Below are 16,144 nucleotides of genomic sequence, written 5' to 3'. Positions count from 1 at the left end.
AACTGATTTGCGGACAAAAAAAAAGCGACTTGAGTAAATATCAAGCCGCTTGATTGAGCGAGGTAAGCCGGGCGGGATTAGAGCTGCTTCAGCAGTTCCTCACTCAACTTGAGATCGTCGTTGCGGTTAACGCTGACACCGGCGGCAATAATATTGCGGGCAATATCCTGCGCCTGCTCCAGAGAATGCATCTGATAGGTACCGCACTGGTATTCGTTCAGCTCAGGAATAGCCTTTTGATCTTGTACCTTGAGCACATCTTCCATGGCTGCCAACCAAGCATCGGCAACCCGGCCTTCTGCCGGTGTCCCGATAAGGCTCATATAAAAGCCGGTGCGGCAACCCATGGGTGAAATATCTATGATCTCCACTCCGTCACCATTGAGATGATCGCGCATAAAGCCGGCAAACAGGTGTTCCAGAGTATGAATGCCACGCTCGCTGAGAATATCCTTGTTGGGCGCGCAAAAACGCAGGTCAAATACCGTAATGGTATCGCCCTTTGGTGTGCTCATGGTCTTGGCCACCCGCACTGCCGGTGCCTCCATCTTGGTATGGTCCACGGTAAAGCTGTCTAACAATGGCATGGGTATTCTCCCTTGGATGGCAAGCTGGCTTGCACTGTTAAATGGTTTCGCGTCTCAAAGCGCTATTATTACAGCGCCAAAACACAAATGCAGCCCCTGTAGGCGGTTTATCAAGCCAGGACTTTTAACCACGGCACTTGGGCGACTCAGGCACGGCGCTTTGAGCATCCCATTCGGCCTGAGTATAAGTATGCATGGACAGAGCATGCACGCCATTGGCCAGTTCTTCCGCCAAGGCCTGGTTCACTTCTCTATGGCGAGCCAGCAGACGCTTGCCATCAAAGGCTTCACTGACAATGATCACCTTGAAGTGCGTCTCTGAATTAGGCGGCACATGGTGATTGTGGCTCTCGTTGATGACTTCTATATGACTCGGTGTCAGGGCAAGGCGCAACTTCTGCTCTATGGTCTGGGCAACGGACATGGTAAAACCTGATATAAGCTGTTGGGATTGGCGGCAGGTTACTGCGTCGGCGAACAAAGATCAATCCGACAATTTTCAACCACCAGGGGGATGAAAACCCGGTTTGAGCCGCCGATAGGTGAGATTGAGCCTGGGCTCTGTGAGTTTCAACCTTCTTGGCAATGCATGTTGCCACTCCTGCTGCATCGGCCAGCGCATCAACAAGAGATCGCCCGGGTTAAGCCTCAGCCGCAGCTTCTCGCCGCTTTGCTTGTGTCTCAAATCAAAATCGCGCCCGGCGCCCAGACTGATTGAAGCGATATCAGCCCCCTCAGCCAGCTCAGGTTCATCGTCGCTGTGCCACCCCATGGCGTCGCGGCCATCGGCATAACGGTTTACCAGCACGCCGTTGCTGCCAAGCTGCCAATCCCGATCCAGCTTTTGCCTTAGCCGTAACAGATATTTGGGCCAGGGAAGCGCCCGGACCAATAACCCTGAGTAGCGATAATCACAGCCGGGATCGCCAAACCACACCTGAGTACGGGGAATGGCGTGACGCTTACCGAATATCTCAAGCTCGGGGCGAGTCAGGGGATAATGCTCCGCCTCGCGCCAAATGGCATCCTGCTGGGCTGGATTGAGATAACCGCGCACCAGCAACATAGGCGGCTGCTCAAACCGCTGCACGCCTGTTGCCGACTCAGCAGATGACCCAGGCTCAAGCGCAAACAGCGACTGCTGTATCTCTTTTGAACTCATATTTGAACTCATATTTGAACTCATGGCATTGTTTCTCTGTGGCTTATTGCCCGGCTTAAGCCTTCTCTATTACATAATGACCAAGGCAGATTTTCGCAAATATCGCCTTGAGCGCCAGTATTTGCGATAATCCGCGCAAATTCGTCCTTTAAGCCCAGTTATATGACCAGCCAGTTCTCAGCCGCTGATATTCAGCTCACTCTGCACCGCTATCCCGAAGAGCAGGAATCCAACCTCCAGGCCTGGGATGCCGCCGATGAACACCTGCTCAAACAGCTCGCCGAGGAAGAGGCGCCTCAATCTGTGCTTATTATCAACGACAGCTTTGGAGCCCTGCTGTGCGCCATTCGCCAAGGTTACCCAGATGCAAAGGTTCACTGGAGCTCGGATGCCCGCACTTCCCACCTTGGCGCTCGACAGAATCTTGAGAAAAACCATCTCAGCGATGCCGACATTCACTGGCTAAACAGTCGGGAAATGCCTGCTTGTGTACCCGATACCATATTGCTGAAGCTGCCCAAGAACCTCAACTTTTTTGCCTGGCAGCTGACCCTGCTGGCCAATATGCTTCCCGCCGGTACCCGGGTATTGATTGGCGCCAAGGCCAAATCCATCAATCAAGCCTTGTTGGCCCTGATTGGCAAACATCTGGGCCAGGCCAGCGCCAGTCTGGCATGGAAAAAGACCCGGGTGATAACCGCCTTCGCCGATGGCCAGGCACGCGAATTGCCTGCCCCCAGCGAGTGGCCCCTTGGCGAATTCGGCCTCAATATCTGTAATCTCAGCAATGTATTTGCCGCCGGCAAACTGGATATCGGCGCCCGTTTGATGTTGGCCAACCTCCCCGAAGGTGAGTTTAGCTCTGTGGTGGACCTGGGCTGCGGCAATGGCGTTTTGGGGCTGGCAGCGGCCAAACGTTATCCCGAGGCGAGCATTCACTTTGTCGATGACTCAGAGATGGCCGTGGAAAGTGCCAGGCTCAACTGGCAGGGCAATGGCTTTGAAGCCGAACGCGGCCACTTTTATTGGGACGACTGTCTGAGTCATTTGAGCGCTGGCGTCGCACCGGATCTGGTGCTCTGTAACCCACCGTTTCATCAGGGAGAGGCCATCACAGATCATATTGCCTGGCAGATGTTCCTCGATGCCAGACGGCGTCTGGTGAACGGCGGCATACTGCATGTGGTCGGCAACCGTCACCTGGGCTACCACATCAAGCTCAAGCGCCTGTTCGGCAACTGTAAGACCATAGCCTCCAATGGTAAGTTTGTGATCCTGCAAGCCTCCAAATAAAAGGCCAACAAGAGTAAACCTTGTTGACCCATTCCGGCCCCCATTGGGAACCCGGAAAAAACAGGCCGGGAGAAACCCCGGCCTGTGTAGTTAAATTTTGTAATTTCAGGCGGCAACTTGGCCGCGTCTGTAACGCAAACCGCCAAGCAGTACCAGACTTGCGAGCGCCACCACTGACAGGCTGCCACCGGCATCGACTATCACGGTCGCGCCATCATCTCTGTCCCATTCGCGACTCTCCAGCGGCAAGGCATAGAGGCTATTGCTTTCATAAGAACTTATGGTCGCCACTATGTCACTGTAACCGGGTTCATAGAGGTCGATCAGCACATCATAATGATCGCTGGGGTAGCCGCTCTCCAACGTGGTGAGCACTTCAAAGTCATCCTGGGTACTGTCTCCCTGAATGTAGAACACCTCAGTGCTGTAGTAATGCTCCCAGTCACCGCCGTTGCGGCTCAGATAAAGCTCGGCATAAACGGGCACAGACTCGGCCGGATCATTACCGTAAACATCGGCATCAAAGCGCACCGCAAAGCTGCGATAAAAGCCATCAGAGTCATAATCGTCATAAAGGTAGCTGGCCGCCTCATAAAAGCTGAACTCATGGTAATAGCTGTGGGCCGCCATGGAGACCATCCGCTGCGGCGCGGCTTGGCTCTCGGGCAGTTTCTGTTTCTTGGCAATCATCTGCTCGCGGGTCATGCGCTCACCGGAAACCTGAACTCCGGTAGATTGCCACTCCTGCTGCAGTTGCTTAAGCAACTGCCTGTGTTGTGCCGCCCGTAGCTCGGCGCTTGAGTTATCCTGTTCATCGCTCGGTTGCTGCGCTTTTTGGCCGATGGAGGCTTGTCCGCCGACAGGCTCCTTGGCATAGGCTGCAGGCAGAGCCCCAAACAGAGCCAAAAACAGCGACAGGCTAAATACAGTGTAAGATAATAATTTCATAGTGCTTCTCCACAGGGCGCATCCCGCGCTTATTCGGGTTGTTGGCATTATTAAAAGTCAGCCTGGGTGAACATGAGATGAACGGTTTCTGTCAGCCGATGTTCATCTTGGAAGGAGTACAACTGACCGGGCCTGAGCGAATACCGGGGGAAGGACAGATAGAGAGTGAAGACCCGGCTGGCTATTTCATCCACCGCGGGGATCTTTTACACTGGGCCAAGCGATTCCAAAAGGGCAAAACCATGAAAAGGGGCAGTAAAATCAAGCATCAAGCTTATCACTCAAGCGGAATTATCGCGGCAATCATGCTATTGCTGTCGCTGGCTTTCGCTCAGCCCCTGCATGCCGGCCCCTTTGCCAAGCCGGAACGAACGACTCAGGGCCAGGAGGCCAAGCTGAAAGTCCGCAGCGGCGATGAAGCCGCCAGACTGGTGAAGCAGGCTTATGGCGGCAAAGTACTCAGGGTGCAGTCTGTCAGGGTCAACGGCAACCCGGGTTATCGGGTCAAGCTGCTGCAGGACAGCGGCCGAATTGTCTATGTCTCTGTGGATGCCCGCAGCGGCCGCCTGCAGGCAAACTGACAGGAAATAGCTTATGCGACTGTTATTGGTAGAAGATGATGCCGCCTTACAGGCCAACTTAACACAACATCTGCAAGAGGCAGGTTTCAATCTGGATACGGCGTCAGACGGCGAAGAAGGCCTGTTTCTGGCGGCGGAATATCCCTATGATGCCGCCATTATCGATATCGGCCTGCCCAAACTCAGCGGCATAGCACTGATTGAACAGATGCGTGCCAAGGGACTGGATTACCCTGTGCTGATCCTCACCGCCAGAGATGGCTGGCAAGACAAGGTGGAAGGCCTGGATGCCGGCGGTGATGACTACCTCACCAAACCGTTTCACCCCATGGAACTCACCGCCAGGATCAAGGCTTTAATCCGCCGCAGCGCAGGTAAGGCCAGCCCCTTGCTGCAAAGTGGCCCTGTCACCCTGAATACCAGCAGCGGTGAAGTGCGACTCGGCAAACACAGCGTCAGCCTCAGCGCCTCCGAATACAAATTGCTCGAGTATCTGATGCTGCATCAGGGCGAAGTCACTTCCAAGAGTCTGCTTATCGAGCATATCTATGATCAGGACTTTGATCTGGACTCCAATGTGATTGAGGTATTTATTCGCCGTTTGCGCAAGAAGCTGGATCCCGAGGGCACGCTTGGGCTTATTGAAACCCTGCGTGGTCAGGGGTATCGCCTCAATGCACTTCCTGCCAGAGATAATCCCTGATGAAGCCCTTGCCTGCAAGGCTTTTGCCCGGTTCACTCAAGGGCCGGCTGGTGATCAGCGCCCTGCTGCTGAATCTGGTGCTCTTGCCGCTTATCGGCGTGACCCTGAGCGATGCCTTTCGTGCCCAATTGGCCCACGCGGTAAAAGATGAACTCAGCGCCGCCCTTTATGGAGTATTGGCATTGGCAGAAGTGGAACAGGGCGAGCTGGTTCTGCCGGATCAATTACAGGACAAACAGTTCAACATAGATCAATCCGGGCTCTACGCCCTGGTCAGCAGCCAAGGCAAACTGGTATGGCATTCACCTTCCTTTATCGGTATGCCGCCTCCGGGCAAGCTTCCAAGCCCACCACTCGGAGAAGGCCGCTTTGGCGAAATGCTTCTCCTGGGCAAGCCTCACTTCAGTTACAGCTTCAGCGCCAGCTTTGCCTCGGCCTCGAATAATGGCCGGGATATTCCCTTTACCGTACACATCATCAAAGATCAGACCGGCTTTGAGCAAATCCAGGGCGCCTTCAGCCGCCAGCTCTGGCAATACCTGGGACTTTTGATGCTGTTCCTGTTACTGGTACAAGGAGGCTGGCTCTGGTGGACACTCAAACCACTGGCGCGCTTTCGGGCCGAGCTCGAAGCGGTTGAGCAAGGCAAACGGCAACATCTCGGCAGCGACTATCCCAAGGAGCTGCAACAGGTCGCGACCCAGCTCAATGCCCTGATAAGCAACGAACAGCGCCAACGCCAACGTTATCGCAACGCCTTGTCGGATCTGGCCCATAGCCTGAAAACACCGCTGGCGGTACTGCAAAGCCTCAAGTCTTTGCCGAGCGATGCCCAAGAGCCCATCAGCCAAATCAACGCCAGCATAGGCCACCAGTTGAAACGGGCCCAAAGTGCCGGCAGCGGCGCTTGGCACCAAGGGGTGAACAGCAAAACCGTGGCCGACAAACTGCTGCGAACCCTTGGCAAAATTTATGCGGACAAGGCGCTGGAGTTTGAGGCTGAGCTGGCAAAAAATGCCCTGTTTTACGGCGATGAAGCCGACCTGGCCGAACTCCTCGGCAATCTATTGGATAACGCCTGCAAGGCAGCAAACAGCCAGGTCGTACTCAAAACCTGGGTAAGCGAAAAAGGGCTGAACATCTGCATTGAAGACGATGGCCCGGGCATAACAGAGCAGCAGAAAACCCAGCTGTTCGAGCGCGGTGTCAGAGCCGATAACTACCAACAAGGTCATGGTATAGGGCTAGCGATAGTCAAAGATCTGCTGCAGAGCTACCAAGGCCAGTGGCAAATAGATCAATCTCCCCTAGGCGGCGCCCGCTTCACTCTGTTTTTACCCAGAAGTTGAGATTGGGAATAGTACATTCATTCCCCTTACCGATTTCAAACAAGGCTAATCTTGCCAAATGGCGATAATGCCACCCTTGATGCTGCCAATAAGCACAGCCCAAGTTTCCGGCAATGGATGTTTCTGCCTACCGCTGGGATGGCACGAAGCCCAAATGCAGTGAAGAACAGGATGTCCGAGACGAACTTTCGCACAGACAATTCCGTGACACGGCGAGAGTTGAGCAGCAACATGCTTTCGAGCGCAAACCAGGGATGGTGAGCTGGCCGTTGTGCATGAATGCATTTGTTCCACGACGTTAGGCCACTGGCACAGTGGCTAGCATTGCTTCAAGCCAAAACTCACCAATGAACTTGATCCTAGCGGCTAGCTAAGTTGTGGCCAATCACCTGCGGTGCGCCTTTCGCACAGGCGATCCTGTGACACGCTGCGAGTACGTCCCTGTAAGCTCTGCCTCGCCATCCCTGGCTCGGAAGGTCACAGTTCCGTCTGTGCCTGAAAAATAGGTGTGTGTCTGTAGATCTCTCAAATATTTCAAGCTCTTTAGGACTAACAGAGTTGCACCAACTCCCCCCCCTCGGTGTCGCCGAAAGCCGTTGGCACAAATAACATTGCAGAGAGACGCCCCCTCAGGAAATAATCGCTTCCCAAAGTAGCGTTGATAGCCTATATGCGAAAGCTGTTGGTTATGTTCAATACCATGATGAAAAATCGAACCCAAATGGGACGAAAGCTATCACAATTAGCGAAATAACTATTGACGGAATGCCACTGTCACTTGTTATGTTTCAATGCCTCGTTCCTTAAGCATATTTTTAAAAACTATTTGAGCCCATTTAATTACTATTTCAGAATTCCCAAGTTCATCCTTATCCAGGTAAGAGATGAGGACAGGATATCCTCCGTTGGGACAATACTTTGAATGTTCGAATCCATCCCATTTCAAACCCAACCCACGAACAGGTATGCTGGGGTCTCCGTTAACCCAGTAACTTACTTTTTCAAAATATCCCGAAGATATCAGGGATTCCCCCATGTTTATGGCTTGTTCTACGGATTGAAAACAAACTGGTTGATAGGTAGTTTTATTGGTCGAAGAGCAACCTGGTAACAGGAGGCTTAAAAAAGCGAGGAGCCAAATCCTCATAATATCTTCCTTGAAAAATAACACCGCGATCATCGGTTTGTCCAGTGCGGCGCATTGTTATATGCCTTTTTGTTTACGATATGAAGCATAACTTTTTAAACCAAATGCAACTGTTAAACATAGGCAAAGTAACGGAATGAAATAATACAGCCAATATAATTGTTCAAAAAAGGCATTGATTGGCTTACCAGTGGTACTTTGTTCTACGCTGGAAATCCAGTTATATGCATAGTAAGTGAGATACGCAAACACAAGAGTAATAGCGACCCCAACTTGCCAAAAGGAGCCAGTGAGTTCCCAGAATTGCTCTAAGAGTTCTTCTAATATTGAATTTCTACGTCCCATGTAGACTTCTCCTTTAGCATATACGCCGCCAACAGCGGCCGAGCGTAGCGAGGTCCAGCCCCGAAGGGGCGATGCTGCTTGGCCTTGTTAAAACTTTCACGCCCATTGTTCAAAAAGCTCCCCGGATGACAATGCCTCCATAAACGCCTTTTGCTCATCAGTAACTAGCGCACGAGGCGTATACCCATGTTCATCAGGCTCAGCCAGCAGCCTTGATTGAGCTTCTTTTGCAACTTCGGACAAAGCTCGTTTTTCTTCATCTGTCATTGCTGCGAAATAATCTGGGAGGCTCTCTTGAATTTTTACTGAGTAATCTAGATCGATTACTTCCTCGCCCTCGAACATGAGAAGCCATATATATTCGAACGACAACTCTGCTAGTGTTTTCATGCTCGATATTACCTTTGATTTTTAACGTCTAATTAAGGTGTGAAGCTCGCAATGACCAAGCCGATGCATGGCACTTCAACACAAAAAACAACGCCAAAAATAAAGGATTGACGCCATAGTCGTTTGTTAAGTGTTCTTGCTCCACGATAAATTCTTAATAGTCACCTTCGCTATCTACAACATCTAAGGGAATATCATCGATAGTTTGTCCAGCTTTCCAACCAGTTTTATGCAAAATCTCCTCAGGAGTATCCTCTGGCACCATGAACCAATAGCAGTAAGTCATTTCTCCGCTATTGCCAGTGTTTGCATTAAGCTCAGCTCCCATTTCTTCCCAATCATCATCAGAAATGCCAAGGTATCGAGAAAGATGGCTGTCAGGGATGAGCGTCTGAAGCGGTAGTTATTTGCGCCATTAGGCCGAGGGGCTTTCGACACCGTGTGGGGCGGCAAGGGAGATCCAAGAGGGGATTGCTGTTGATCCCTTCTTGGTCGGGTGTGGGGTGGAACACCACGACCTTAGGCCGCTGGCACAGCGGCTATCATGGCTTTAAGCCAAAACTCACCAATAAACTAGGTCTTAGCTTCTGGCTAAGCAGCTGCCAATCACCTGCGGTGCGCTTTCGCACAGACGAGCCTGTGACCCAACATGAACAAGTCCCTGTTTCGATGGTCACTGTTCCGCCTGTGTCTGGAAATAGGCGTATTCCTGCGATGCCAAAAGACTCAGTTCCACTACCCACTTCCCCCAAGCCGCTGCTTGGAGATCATTTAGCCATCCAAAAGCCTTCAGCTTATGTTCATCAAAGGCCACTTATTCTGAAGCCACTGATGGGGAATTGCATCGCAAGGCCTCAGTTAGCTCACTTGCCAGGCTGGTAACCATACCGGCCTAAAGGAGGCAACCATGAACAAGCTGAAAATCTGGCTGCAGCACAGTGTGCTTATCCTGTGTCTATTTGGCCTGCCAACTACGGCGCTGCAGGCCGCCGAATCCGGCAGTGATATCCGGGAGCCCGAGCTGATGCAACTGCTCTCCCCTATCGCTCTCTATCCGGACACCTTGTTGACCCATATGCTGATCGCCTCAACCTATCCACTGGAACTGGTGCAGGCACAGCGATGGCGCAAACAGCGCAGCCATTGGAGCAATGAACGCCTGATGGCCGAAGCCGAGAACCAGGATTGGGATCCCAGTGTGATGGCGCTTATCGCCTTTCCGGAAGTGTTGAACAAGATGAGCACAGATCTGGACTGGACCGCCCGTTTGGGCGAAGCCTTTATCGCCGATGAAGGCCGGGTGATGGATGGGATTCAAACCCTGAGGCAAGCCGCCTGGGATGCCGACTCATTAAATGACCTTGGTAACCTTAACGCCAGACGCGACGAACGTCAGATAGTGATAGCACCGACCCGCACCGAGGTGATCTATGTCCCTTACTACGACAGTCGCCGTGTCTATGGCCACTGGCACTGGAGCAGCTATCCGCCTATCTATTGGGACCCTTTCCCCGGATATGTACGCTACCACTCCAGTCCGTTTTACTGGCGCAGTGCCGGGGTCAGCATTTCATTTAACTTCTTCTTCAGCGCCTTTCATTGGCATGACAGAGTGATCTGGGTTGATTATCGCCACAAACACTATAATCACTACCGGCCAAGACTGGCCTATAGCCAGGGAGCCCAGCGCTGGAGCCATAACCCACACCACAGACGTGGCGCCCATTATCGTCACCCTGGGCTGCAACAACGCTACAACAAGGCGGTATACAACAAGCCGCACAAGCGTTATGAATCCCAGGCCCGCAGCTTCAACCACAGCCAGAGGCTGCATCAGGACAGAAACAAGCAACAAAAGCAGTTGCAACATGAGCTAAAAAAGCGCAGAGAGCACAATAGCCGCGAATGGCGCGCCGGTGACAAGAGGGAAAAGATGCATAAGGGCGAGCCCCAAAAAGTTCGCCAGCTGTCACAGCAGCCGTCATATAGGAGTGCCAATAACAGTTAGGAGTGCCAATAACAGTGCCAACGCCGCCGACAAAACGATGCGGGTTAAACATCAGGCCAGAGACAGACAGTTGCAACAGGCCTCAAACCGGCACACTAACACTACTTATAGACAAGCTGAAAAGCGCCGGCAACACTCTGATAAACAACAGCAGCCACAGAGACGCTATCAGCCTCAGAGCCAATCAAAGGTGCAGCATCCGCAGCGAACTCAGCCACAGCGCCATCAGGCTGAGCGACGCCAGCCCAACCGTGCTCAGGAGCACAGACAACGTGCAGTGCATCAACAAAGAGAGCGTTGAACAAAGAGAGGGTTGAAAAAGCTGAGTTGAAAAAGCCGGGTTAAAGTAGCACTTGCCCTAAAGTGAAAACGAATGAAAAAGACAGGTCCAGCACTGGCCTGTCTTTTTTGGGTGTAGTTGTATGACTCAGATAAAGCCGCTCAGACGGCTCTGTCGTCGTACAAGTCGATTTGAGTCAGCGCCGCCACTTCTTCGATATAGGCACGCACTCTGGCCGGGAATACCAGCCCCTTGACCATGGTCAGGTTTCTCAGGCCGGGGAACAGGTTGATATCATCAATACTCAACTTATTGCCCCGCTCCGACGGCAATTGCAGCCAGTCGAGACGTGGCCAACACTTAGCCAGGCCCTCAAGATAATCGGCCGTTTGCGCAAGCGCTTGCTCGAAAGACATCTCTATCATGGCGCTCTTGTTTTGGGTAAACCAGGCAATCGCCTCTTGGCTGCCAAATTCAGGCAGACCGAGCAACACACTGCGGGGATAGAGCAAGCGGCTGCTGAAATAACCGGATGCCTCCTGCCATTGGCTGGCCGCATCGGCCTGGATGGCAAGGGTAATGACCGGCTTACCATCCAGATTATCCAGATAGCTGACGATATCCAGGCTCTCGGCCATGAAGCTGCCATCGGCTTTTTGTAAAATGGGCACCATATTGGCACCGACCATAGCTATTCTGGACTCCACATCATGGTTTTGCAGATAGACCCGCTCCACCGGCAACGCCTTAAGCCCCACCAGCATCATAGCCTTGACGCAATAGGGACAATGGTCAAACACAAAAAGCTTCATCAGTACTCCTTAGCTTCCTTGGAACTGTCAGGGCCATCAGCATATCCTCCGAGGCCGGAGCTGGGCAACTCCTGACTGGCCGGCGGCGCAAACAGCAAACGCCAACGCTGCCTGAAACTAAGCCCGGGGCGGCTCACTTCCGCCAACATATCGCGCCACTCGGCAAAGGTGACTGTCACAGGATTAAAGCTGTTGACCGGCTTGGTAATACCATAGCGCACGGTTTCCCGCTCCGGCTCAAAGCTGCCGAATAATCTATCCCAAATGATCAACACCCCGGCGTAGTTCTTATCTATGTACTGAGGATTACGGCCATGGTGCACCCTGTGGTGGGACGGAGTGTTGAATATCCACTCCAAGGGCCCAAGACGTTTGATGGCCTGGGTATGGACAAAAAATTGCAGCCCCAGATTGAGCAGCACCACAAATACCACCCAGTTGGGATCGAAGCCTATGATCACCAAGGGCAGCCAAAACAGCCACATGCCCGCCAATGGGTACATCAGGCTCTGACGAAAGGCGGTGGAAAAATTCATGTTTTCCGAGCTGTGGTGCACTACATGGGCGGCCCACATCCAGCGGCATCTGTGGCTGGCCCGGTGGAACCAGTAATAGCAAAAGTCCTGCCCCAGCATCAGCAGCACAAAGGTCCAGCCATTCATCTCAATGTCGAACAAACGCCAGCCGAATAACCACAAGTACAGTTTGGCCAGCAGTAACCCCGTGAGAATATCGGCGCTCTGGTGCATGCCTGCCAGCACAAAGTTACAGAAAACCTCCGCCGGCCGATAGCGGGCATTCTCAGGCAAACGTCTGAGGCGGTCACCGAAAAACCACTCCAATGCCATACAGATGAAGAACAGCGGCGCCAATACCAGCAGCAGCCATTCAGGGTGTGAAATAAGTAAATTGAAATCCATTTTTATTCCTTTTATTCCAGCTCACCACTTGGCAAAGTGATCTTCTGTCAGGCCGCTCTGCTGCACCAGCTCATGGCGCTTGCCCAGGGAGTCTTTGACCCAACCGGAAAACAGCCCGGTATACTGGCGAAAATTGCTTTTAAGCAACCCCAGGTTGAGCCTCTCGCTGCGGCACCCCAAGGGCGAAAATGCCAACTCCAGGTCGCCGCGCTCAGACCAAACTCGCCATTGGCCGCCGGATGCAGCCCTGCGGTCAAACTCAAAATGCACCGGCGACAACAAATGCCTGGCACCATCGACCCAGAGCACGTTTTCACAAGAGCCGGTCTCGTTGACTCCGGCCGCCAGATTTAGCCCCAACCCCTTACCCTCAATATCGGCATTGATAGAGGCCCAGCGCCAACTGGTTTCCCGGCGCATAAAGCCTGCGGAAAAGTCATAACCTGCTCTGGCATGCAGCAGAGGCTGGGGTTCATGATTGAAGGACAACTGGCCGGAAACCTTGAGGGCATTGTGTTTCTGGGTATAGGTCCAACCGCTGTAACCGGTTGGGCTGCAAAGCGCCATCGGCAAGCTGAGCGGTTCGGGAACCAAGGTCAGCTCCCCCTCAAGTGGCATTCCCTGTAGTTTAAGATCCAGACTCAGTTGCCATTGTCCCTGCTCACGCCGAAAGTGAATGCCGCCCATACGGCTCTCCCCCTGCCATGGCGAACGGCTCAGGTTAAAACCAGCGGGTGGCCGCAGCAGATTCTGCTGATACATGCGACGACTCTGCACATCAAACAGATAACAGAAACCACTGCCAAGATAGGCGATATCCGCCAAGGCAACGCCCAGCATCCATCTAGGACTGTTAAGACCAATAAACTCAAACTGCTTATAACTGCAACGCTGTTTCAGGCGTGAAACCCTGCGGTCCATCTCATTGAACAGCTGAAAGTCTGCCAATCCCAGGCTTTTCGGCGGCCCGTCGAAATGACCAAACAGAGGCTGGCCGTGAACATCTATCAAAGAGTCAGGTGCCGCCTGGGTTGCAACCCCGGATTGAGTCGTCGGCAAAGGCCCGGATTTCAATTCCAACATATTCCCAACAGGTGTTTTTAGAGCAATAACTTGACTCTACCCTGTCGCCGTCGGAGATTGAAGCCTTGAATGTTACAAAAATGAAAAAACCCCGCTATACGGGGCTTTATCCGGTTTACTATGTCATTCAGAAACGGTAACTGAGGCCGACGAATACCCCTTGATAGTCGAAGTTATCCGTCTTCAGATACACGTATTCTGTATTGATGCCCAGATTGTTGCGGAAACGATATTCCCAACCGGCTGCCGCATGCAGGCCGTTTTCAGTGTCATTGAAGCCGGCGCCGTCTTTGGTATATTGATATTCGAGTTTAACCCTGGCAGCACCCAGCTTGGCATAGAAGCTGTTGCGCTCGGTAAAGCCCCAGCGGCCATAAAGGGACACTCTCGCCGCCTCGAAGCTATCCATCTGCAACTCGGTAATGCCGGAGGTAAAGGCATGGACTATCCCGGCGTCGGACCAAAGGTAACCCGCTTCAACACCCCAGTTTGGCGTGAAATGATAGCGATAATAAAGCTCTGTGCCCCAGCTGTCTGAGCTGTCGTTGTCTTCGGTGTTACCGGCATCGGGATTGAAGCGGCTGATGTCATCATCATTCTGCACTCCAAGGCCTATACTGCCCCCGATAACATGTTTGCCTTCAGTGGCGCCGGCGGCCGGTGCCATCAAGGTCGGCATCACCAGTGCTGCTGCCAATATAACGTACTTCATACGATTCCCCCATGATTTGTAAGTGTTTTACGCGCGGATATTGCGCTTCGCTGTCTGAACCCTGACTGAACCAAAGTCTGTTATCTGCCATTGCCAGATGCTGGAAGCCAAACTCAAATCTGGTTATCCTGATGCCACCTTTTTTACAGCTTCGGATTTTTATGAAACGGCTTGCTACCTTGATGCTGGGGTCGGCGCTGCTCTTTGGCTGCGCCAGTCATACCCCCAACTTTATTGCCCTGAGCCCTGAACTGCCTGCGGTCACGCCACAGACTTCGCTGGAGCCTGCTCTGGCGCTGCAAACCCTGGATACCCGCACCGCCAACTTTATTGTGCGATTCAATGAAGATGGCAAAGCCGCACGTCTGGTCAGCCCGGCCGAGCCACCCAGGGCTCAACTGGATCAACTGTTCCGCCAAGGTTTTGCCAAGGCCGGATACCGAATCGATCCCGCCAGTGGGAAAGAGGTACAGTTGCAGCTGATTGAATTGCTCACAGATGTGGATGAATCCAGCTTCGGCTTTGAAGCCAAAACCAATGTCAGCATCAATCTGCTGGCGAAAAACAGCAGCCATACCCTGACCAAGCGTTATAAGGCCAAGGGGCTGCTCAAGGGGCCATTCAGTGCCGACTTCGCCTCGCTGGAACTGGACATGAACAAGCTGATCACCCAGTTGAGCGGCGAAATACTCAACGACCCCGAGCTGCACAGCTTTTTGCAGCAGTAATTTATTGGACCGGTCGGTGACTCACAAGCCGGCCCGTCTGCAACACCACGATAAGGAATCAGGTCATGAGCCGATGGATACTCGCAGCCGTATTGATGCTGACCAGTCAGCTGGCGCTGGCGTTGGATATACAAAAAGACAATCTCTACCCCCAAGTGGAATTTGATACCAGCATGGGCAAAATCGTGGTCGAGCTGGATCGCACCCGGGCGCCCATCACTGTGGACAACTTTCTCACCTATGTGGTGCGCGGCGACTACAACAACACATTGTTTCACCGCATTATTGCCGATTTCGTGGTTCAGGGCGGCGGCCTCAGCCCCAAGTATGAAGAACTGCCTTCAGACAAGCCGATAGTCAATGAGTCGGGCAACGGCCTGTCCAATAGCCTAGGCACTATAGCCATGGCCAGAGAGAATGCCCCCCATTCGGCCACCCGCCAGTTTTACTTCAATGTGGCCGACAACAAAAAGCTCGACCCATCCTCCAGGCGCTGGGGCTATGCCGTATTCGGTGAAGTCAGCCAAGGGCTTGAAGTTCTGCAGAATATGGCGCTGGTAGAGACAGGCACCAACAGCACCTTGGGTTGGCCCGATGTGCCGGTTACCCAGGTTTTGTTGAAGAAAGCCACACTTCTGCCCAGAAATTAACCCCAGGCACGGCTCAGTATCAAAAAGCTGTCTATACTGAACCTGGCAAACATAAGGAGGCGATCTGATGACCCCGGAAGAGTTCATCGATGTGAAAGCGCCCCAACTGGCTCATTACGGCAAAGCATTCTTGAGCGACAAGCTGGAATTTAATGAAGTCAGATTGTATCTGTGGGATACCCTGGAAGAATGGCATCAGCTGAACTTGCAGGGGGAAGCGCAAACGGATGTCGAACGCGTATTTTGGCACTTGTTGTACGCCTTCGATAAATGGCCCGATTGGGTATTGCGCGGTAACCAGTTTTTGCGCCAGCAACTGGACGACTGCTGTGAATACCTGTTCGGTGGTGGCCCCATACCCGAAGGCTGTATCGGCGTCAGGCCCTGAGACAGACGTTAATCTACCCCGCCCGGGTGACACTTTAATGACACGGGCGACCAATCCC

20 protein-coding genes are annotated in these 16,144 nt (G+C 52.8%); 9 read left to right on the top strand and 11 right to left on the bottom strand.

Features of this window, described 5'->3' with window-relative positions; genetic code table 11:
• Window positions 1-77 precede the first annotated feature (77 nt).
• The 3 genes from luxS to N512_RS0106050 all read right to left on the bottom strand — a co-directional run bounded on the left by luxS (window position 78) and on the right by N512_RS0106050 (window position 1,749).
• The gene (gene luxS, locus N512_RS0106060) at window positions 78-587 is read right to left on the bottom strand and encodes an S-ribosylhomocysteine lyase (protein ID WP_025011876.1); all 510 of its coding nucleotides are present in this window, start codon (window positions 585-587) and stop codon (window positions 78-80) included.
• Between the two features lie 124 nt (window positions 588-711).
• A complete protein-coding gene (locus tag N512_RS0106055; RefSeq protein WP_028779744.1) occupies window positions 712-1,011 on the bottom strand; it encodes a BolA family protein in 300 nt (99 codons plus the stop codon).
• Window positions 1,012-1,086: 75 nt separating this feature from the next.
• Window positions 1,087-1,749 (bottom strand): alpha-ketoglutarate-dependent dioxygenase AlkB family protein, encoded by a 663-nt coding sequence (locus N512_RS0106050; RefSeq protein WP_156029100.1) that lies wholly within the window; start codon window positions 1,747-1,749, stop codon window positions 1,087-1,089.
• A gap of 162 nt (window positions 1,750-1,911) precedes the next feature.
• Between N512_RS0106050 and N512_RS0106045 the strand changes: the two genes are divergently transcribed.
• Window positions 1,912-3,042: a methyltransferase gene (locus N512_RS0106045; RefSeq protein WP_028779742.1), complete on the top strand. Its 1,131-nt coding sequence runs from the start codon at window positions 1,912-1,914 to the stop codon at window positions 3,040-3,042.
• A gap of 105 nt (window positions 3,043-3,147) precedes the next feature.
• On the opposite strand, the gene N512_RS0106040 is transcribed toward N512_RS0106045, so the two are convergent.
• On the bottom strand, window positions 3,148-3,990 hold the full coding sequence (locus N512_RS0106040; protein WP_051472687.1) for a choice-of-anchor H family protein: 843 nt from the start codon (window positions 3,988-3,990) through the stop codon (window positions 3,148-3,150).
• 38 nt (window positions 3,991-4,028) lie between these two features.
• On the opposite strand from N512_RS0106040, the gene N512_RS24640 reads away from it, so the two are divergent.
• The 3 genes from N512_RS24640 to N512_RS0106025 are packed head-to-tail and all read left to right on the top strand — an operon-like array spanning window position 4,029 to window position 6,623.
• Window positions 4,029-4,571 carry a PepSY domain-containing protein gene (locus N512_RS24640; RefSeq protein ID WP_231473527.1) on the top strand — a complete coding sequence of 181 codons (543 nt, stop codon included), beginning with the start codon at window positions 4,029-4,031 and terminating at the stop codon, window positions 4,569-4,571.
• A 13-nt stretch (window positions 4,572-4,584) separates the two neighbouring features.
• On the top strand, window positions 4,585-5,274 hold the full coding sequence (locus N512_RS0106030; protein WP_028779740.1) for a response regulator transcription factor: 690 nt from the start codon (window positions 4,585-4,587) through the stop codon (window positions 5,272-5,274).
• Window positions 5,274-6,623 (top strand): ATP-binding protein, encoded by a 1,350-nt coding sequence (locus N512_RS0106025; protein ID WP_028779739.1) that lies wholly within the window; start codon window positions 5,274-5,276, stop codon window positions 6,621-6,623. The genes N512_RS0106030 and N512_RS0106025 overlap by 1 nt, the downstream gene beginning before the upstream one ends.
• A 781-nt stretch (window positions 6,624-7,404) precedes the next feature.
• Here N512_RS0106025 and N512_RS0106020 read toward each other — a convergent pair.
• The 3 genes from N512_RS0106020 to N512_RS0106010 all read right to left on the bottom strand — a co-directional run bounded on the left by N512_RS0106020 (window position 7,405) and on the right by N512_RS0106010 (window position 8,505).
• Complete coding sequence (locus N512_RS0106020) at window positions 7,405-7,770, bottom strand: hypothetical protein (protein ID WP_156029098.1); 366 nt, start codon at window positions 7,768-7,770, stop codon at window positions 7,405-7,407.
• 57 nt (window positions 7,771-7,827) lie between these two features.
• Window positions 7,828-8,115: a hypothetical protein gene (locus N512_RS0106015; RefSeq protein ID WP_028779737.1), complete on the bottom strand. Its 288-nt coding sequence runs from the start codon at window positions 8,113-8,115 to the stop codon at window positions 7,828-7,830.
• Window positions 8,116-8,211: 96 nt separating this feature from the next.
• The gene (locus N512_RS0106010; protein ID WP_028779736.1) at window positions 8,212-8,505 is read right to left on the bottom strand and encodes a hypothetical protein; all 294 of its coding nucleotides are present in this window, start codon (window positions 8,503-8,505) and stop codon (window positions 8,212-8,214) included.
• Window positions 8,506-9,412: 907 nt separating this feature from the next.
• On the opposite strand from N512_RS0106010, the gene N512_RS22385 reads away from it, so the two are divergent.
• Both N512_RS22385 and N512_RS23715 read left to right on the top strand, forming a co-directional pair.
• Entirely contained in the window at window positions 9,413-10,513 is a 1,101-nt protein-coding gene (locus N512_RS22385; RefSeq protein ID WP_051472686.1) for a DUF3300 domain-containing protein, read from the top strand.
• The gene (locus N512_RS23715) at window positions 10,497-10,814 is read left to right on the top strand and encodes a hypothetical protein (protein ID WP_156029095.1); all 318 of its coding nucleotides are present in this window, start codon (window positions 10,497-10,499) and stop codon (window positions 10,812-10,814) included. Before N512_RS22385 ends, N512_RS23715 begins: the two co-directional genes overlap by 17 nt.
• Window positions 10,815-10,954: 140 nt before the next feature.
• Here N512_RS23715 and grxB read toward each other — a convergent pair whose 3' ends face one another.
• From grxB to N512_RS22375, 4 genes are all read right to left on the bottom strand, one after another.
• The gene (grxB, locus tag N512_RS0105990; protein WP_028779734.1) at window positions 10,955-11,605 is read right to left on the bottom strand and encodes a glutaredoxin 2; all 651 of its coding nucleotides are present in this window, start codon (window positions 11,603-11,605) and stop codon (window positions 10,955-10,957) included.
• Entirely contained in the window at window positions 11,605-12,525 is a 921-nt protein-coding gene (locus N512_RS22380) for a sterol desaturase family protein (protein WP_051472684.1), read from the bottom strand. Before N512_RS22380 ends, grxB begins: the two co-directional genes overlap by 1 nt.
• Before the next feature lie 21 nt (window positions 12,526-12,546).
• Window positions 12,547-13,608 (bottom strand): DUF2804 domain-containing protein, encoded by a 1,062-nt coding sequence (locus tag N512_RS0105980; protein ID WP_051472683.1) that lies wholly within the window; start codon window positions 13,606-13,608, stop codon window positions 12,547-12,549.
• A 127-nt stretch (window positions 13,609-13,735) separates the two neighbouring features.
• Window positions 13,736-14,320 (bottom strand): porin family protein, encoded by a 585-nt coding sequence (locus N512_RS22375; RefSeq protein ID WP_051472682.1) that lies wholly within the window; start codon window positions 14,318-14,320, stop codon window positions 13,736-13,738.
• A gap of 161 nt (window positions 14,321-14,481) precedes the next feature.
• On the opposite strand from N512_RS22375, the gene N512_RS0105970 reads away from it, so the two are divergent.
• From N512_RS0105970 to N512_RS0105960, 3 genes are all read left to right on the top strand, one after another.
• Window positions 14,482-15,048 carry a YajG family lipoprotein gene (locus N512_RS0105970; protein WP_025889928.1) on the top strand — a complete coding sequence of 189 codons (567 nt, stop codon included), beginning with the start codon at window positions 14,482-14,484 and terminating at the stop codon, window positions 15,046-15,048.
• Between the two features lie 65 nt (window positions 15,049-15,113).
• Window positions 15,114-15,698, top strand: coding sequence for a peptidylprolyl isomerase (locus tag N512_RS0105965; protein ID WP_028779732.1), 585 nt, complete (start codon window positions 15,114-15,116; stop codon window positions 15,696-15,698).
• 67 nt (window positions 15,699-15,765) lie between these two features.
• The gene (locus tag N512_RS0105960; RefSeq protein WP_025011704.1) at window positions 15,766-16,086 is read left to right on the top strand and encodes a hypothetical protein; all 321 of its coding nucleotides are present in this window, start codon (window positions 15,766-15,768) and stop codon (window positions 16,084-16,086) included.
• Window positions 16,087-16,144 lie beyond the last annotated feature (58 nt).

Source organism: Shewanella sp. 38A_GOM-205m, assembly GCF_000518445.1.
GTDB classification, from domain to species: Bacteria; Pseudomonadota; Gammaproteobacteria; order Enterobacterales; family Shewanellaceae; genus Shewanella; species Shewanella algae.
Note: the sequence above shows the minus strand (reverse complement) of the source record. Positions and strands in the feature narration are given on the sequence as shown.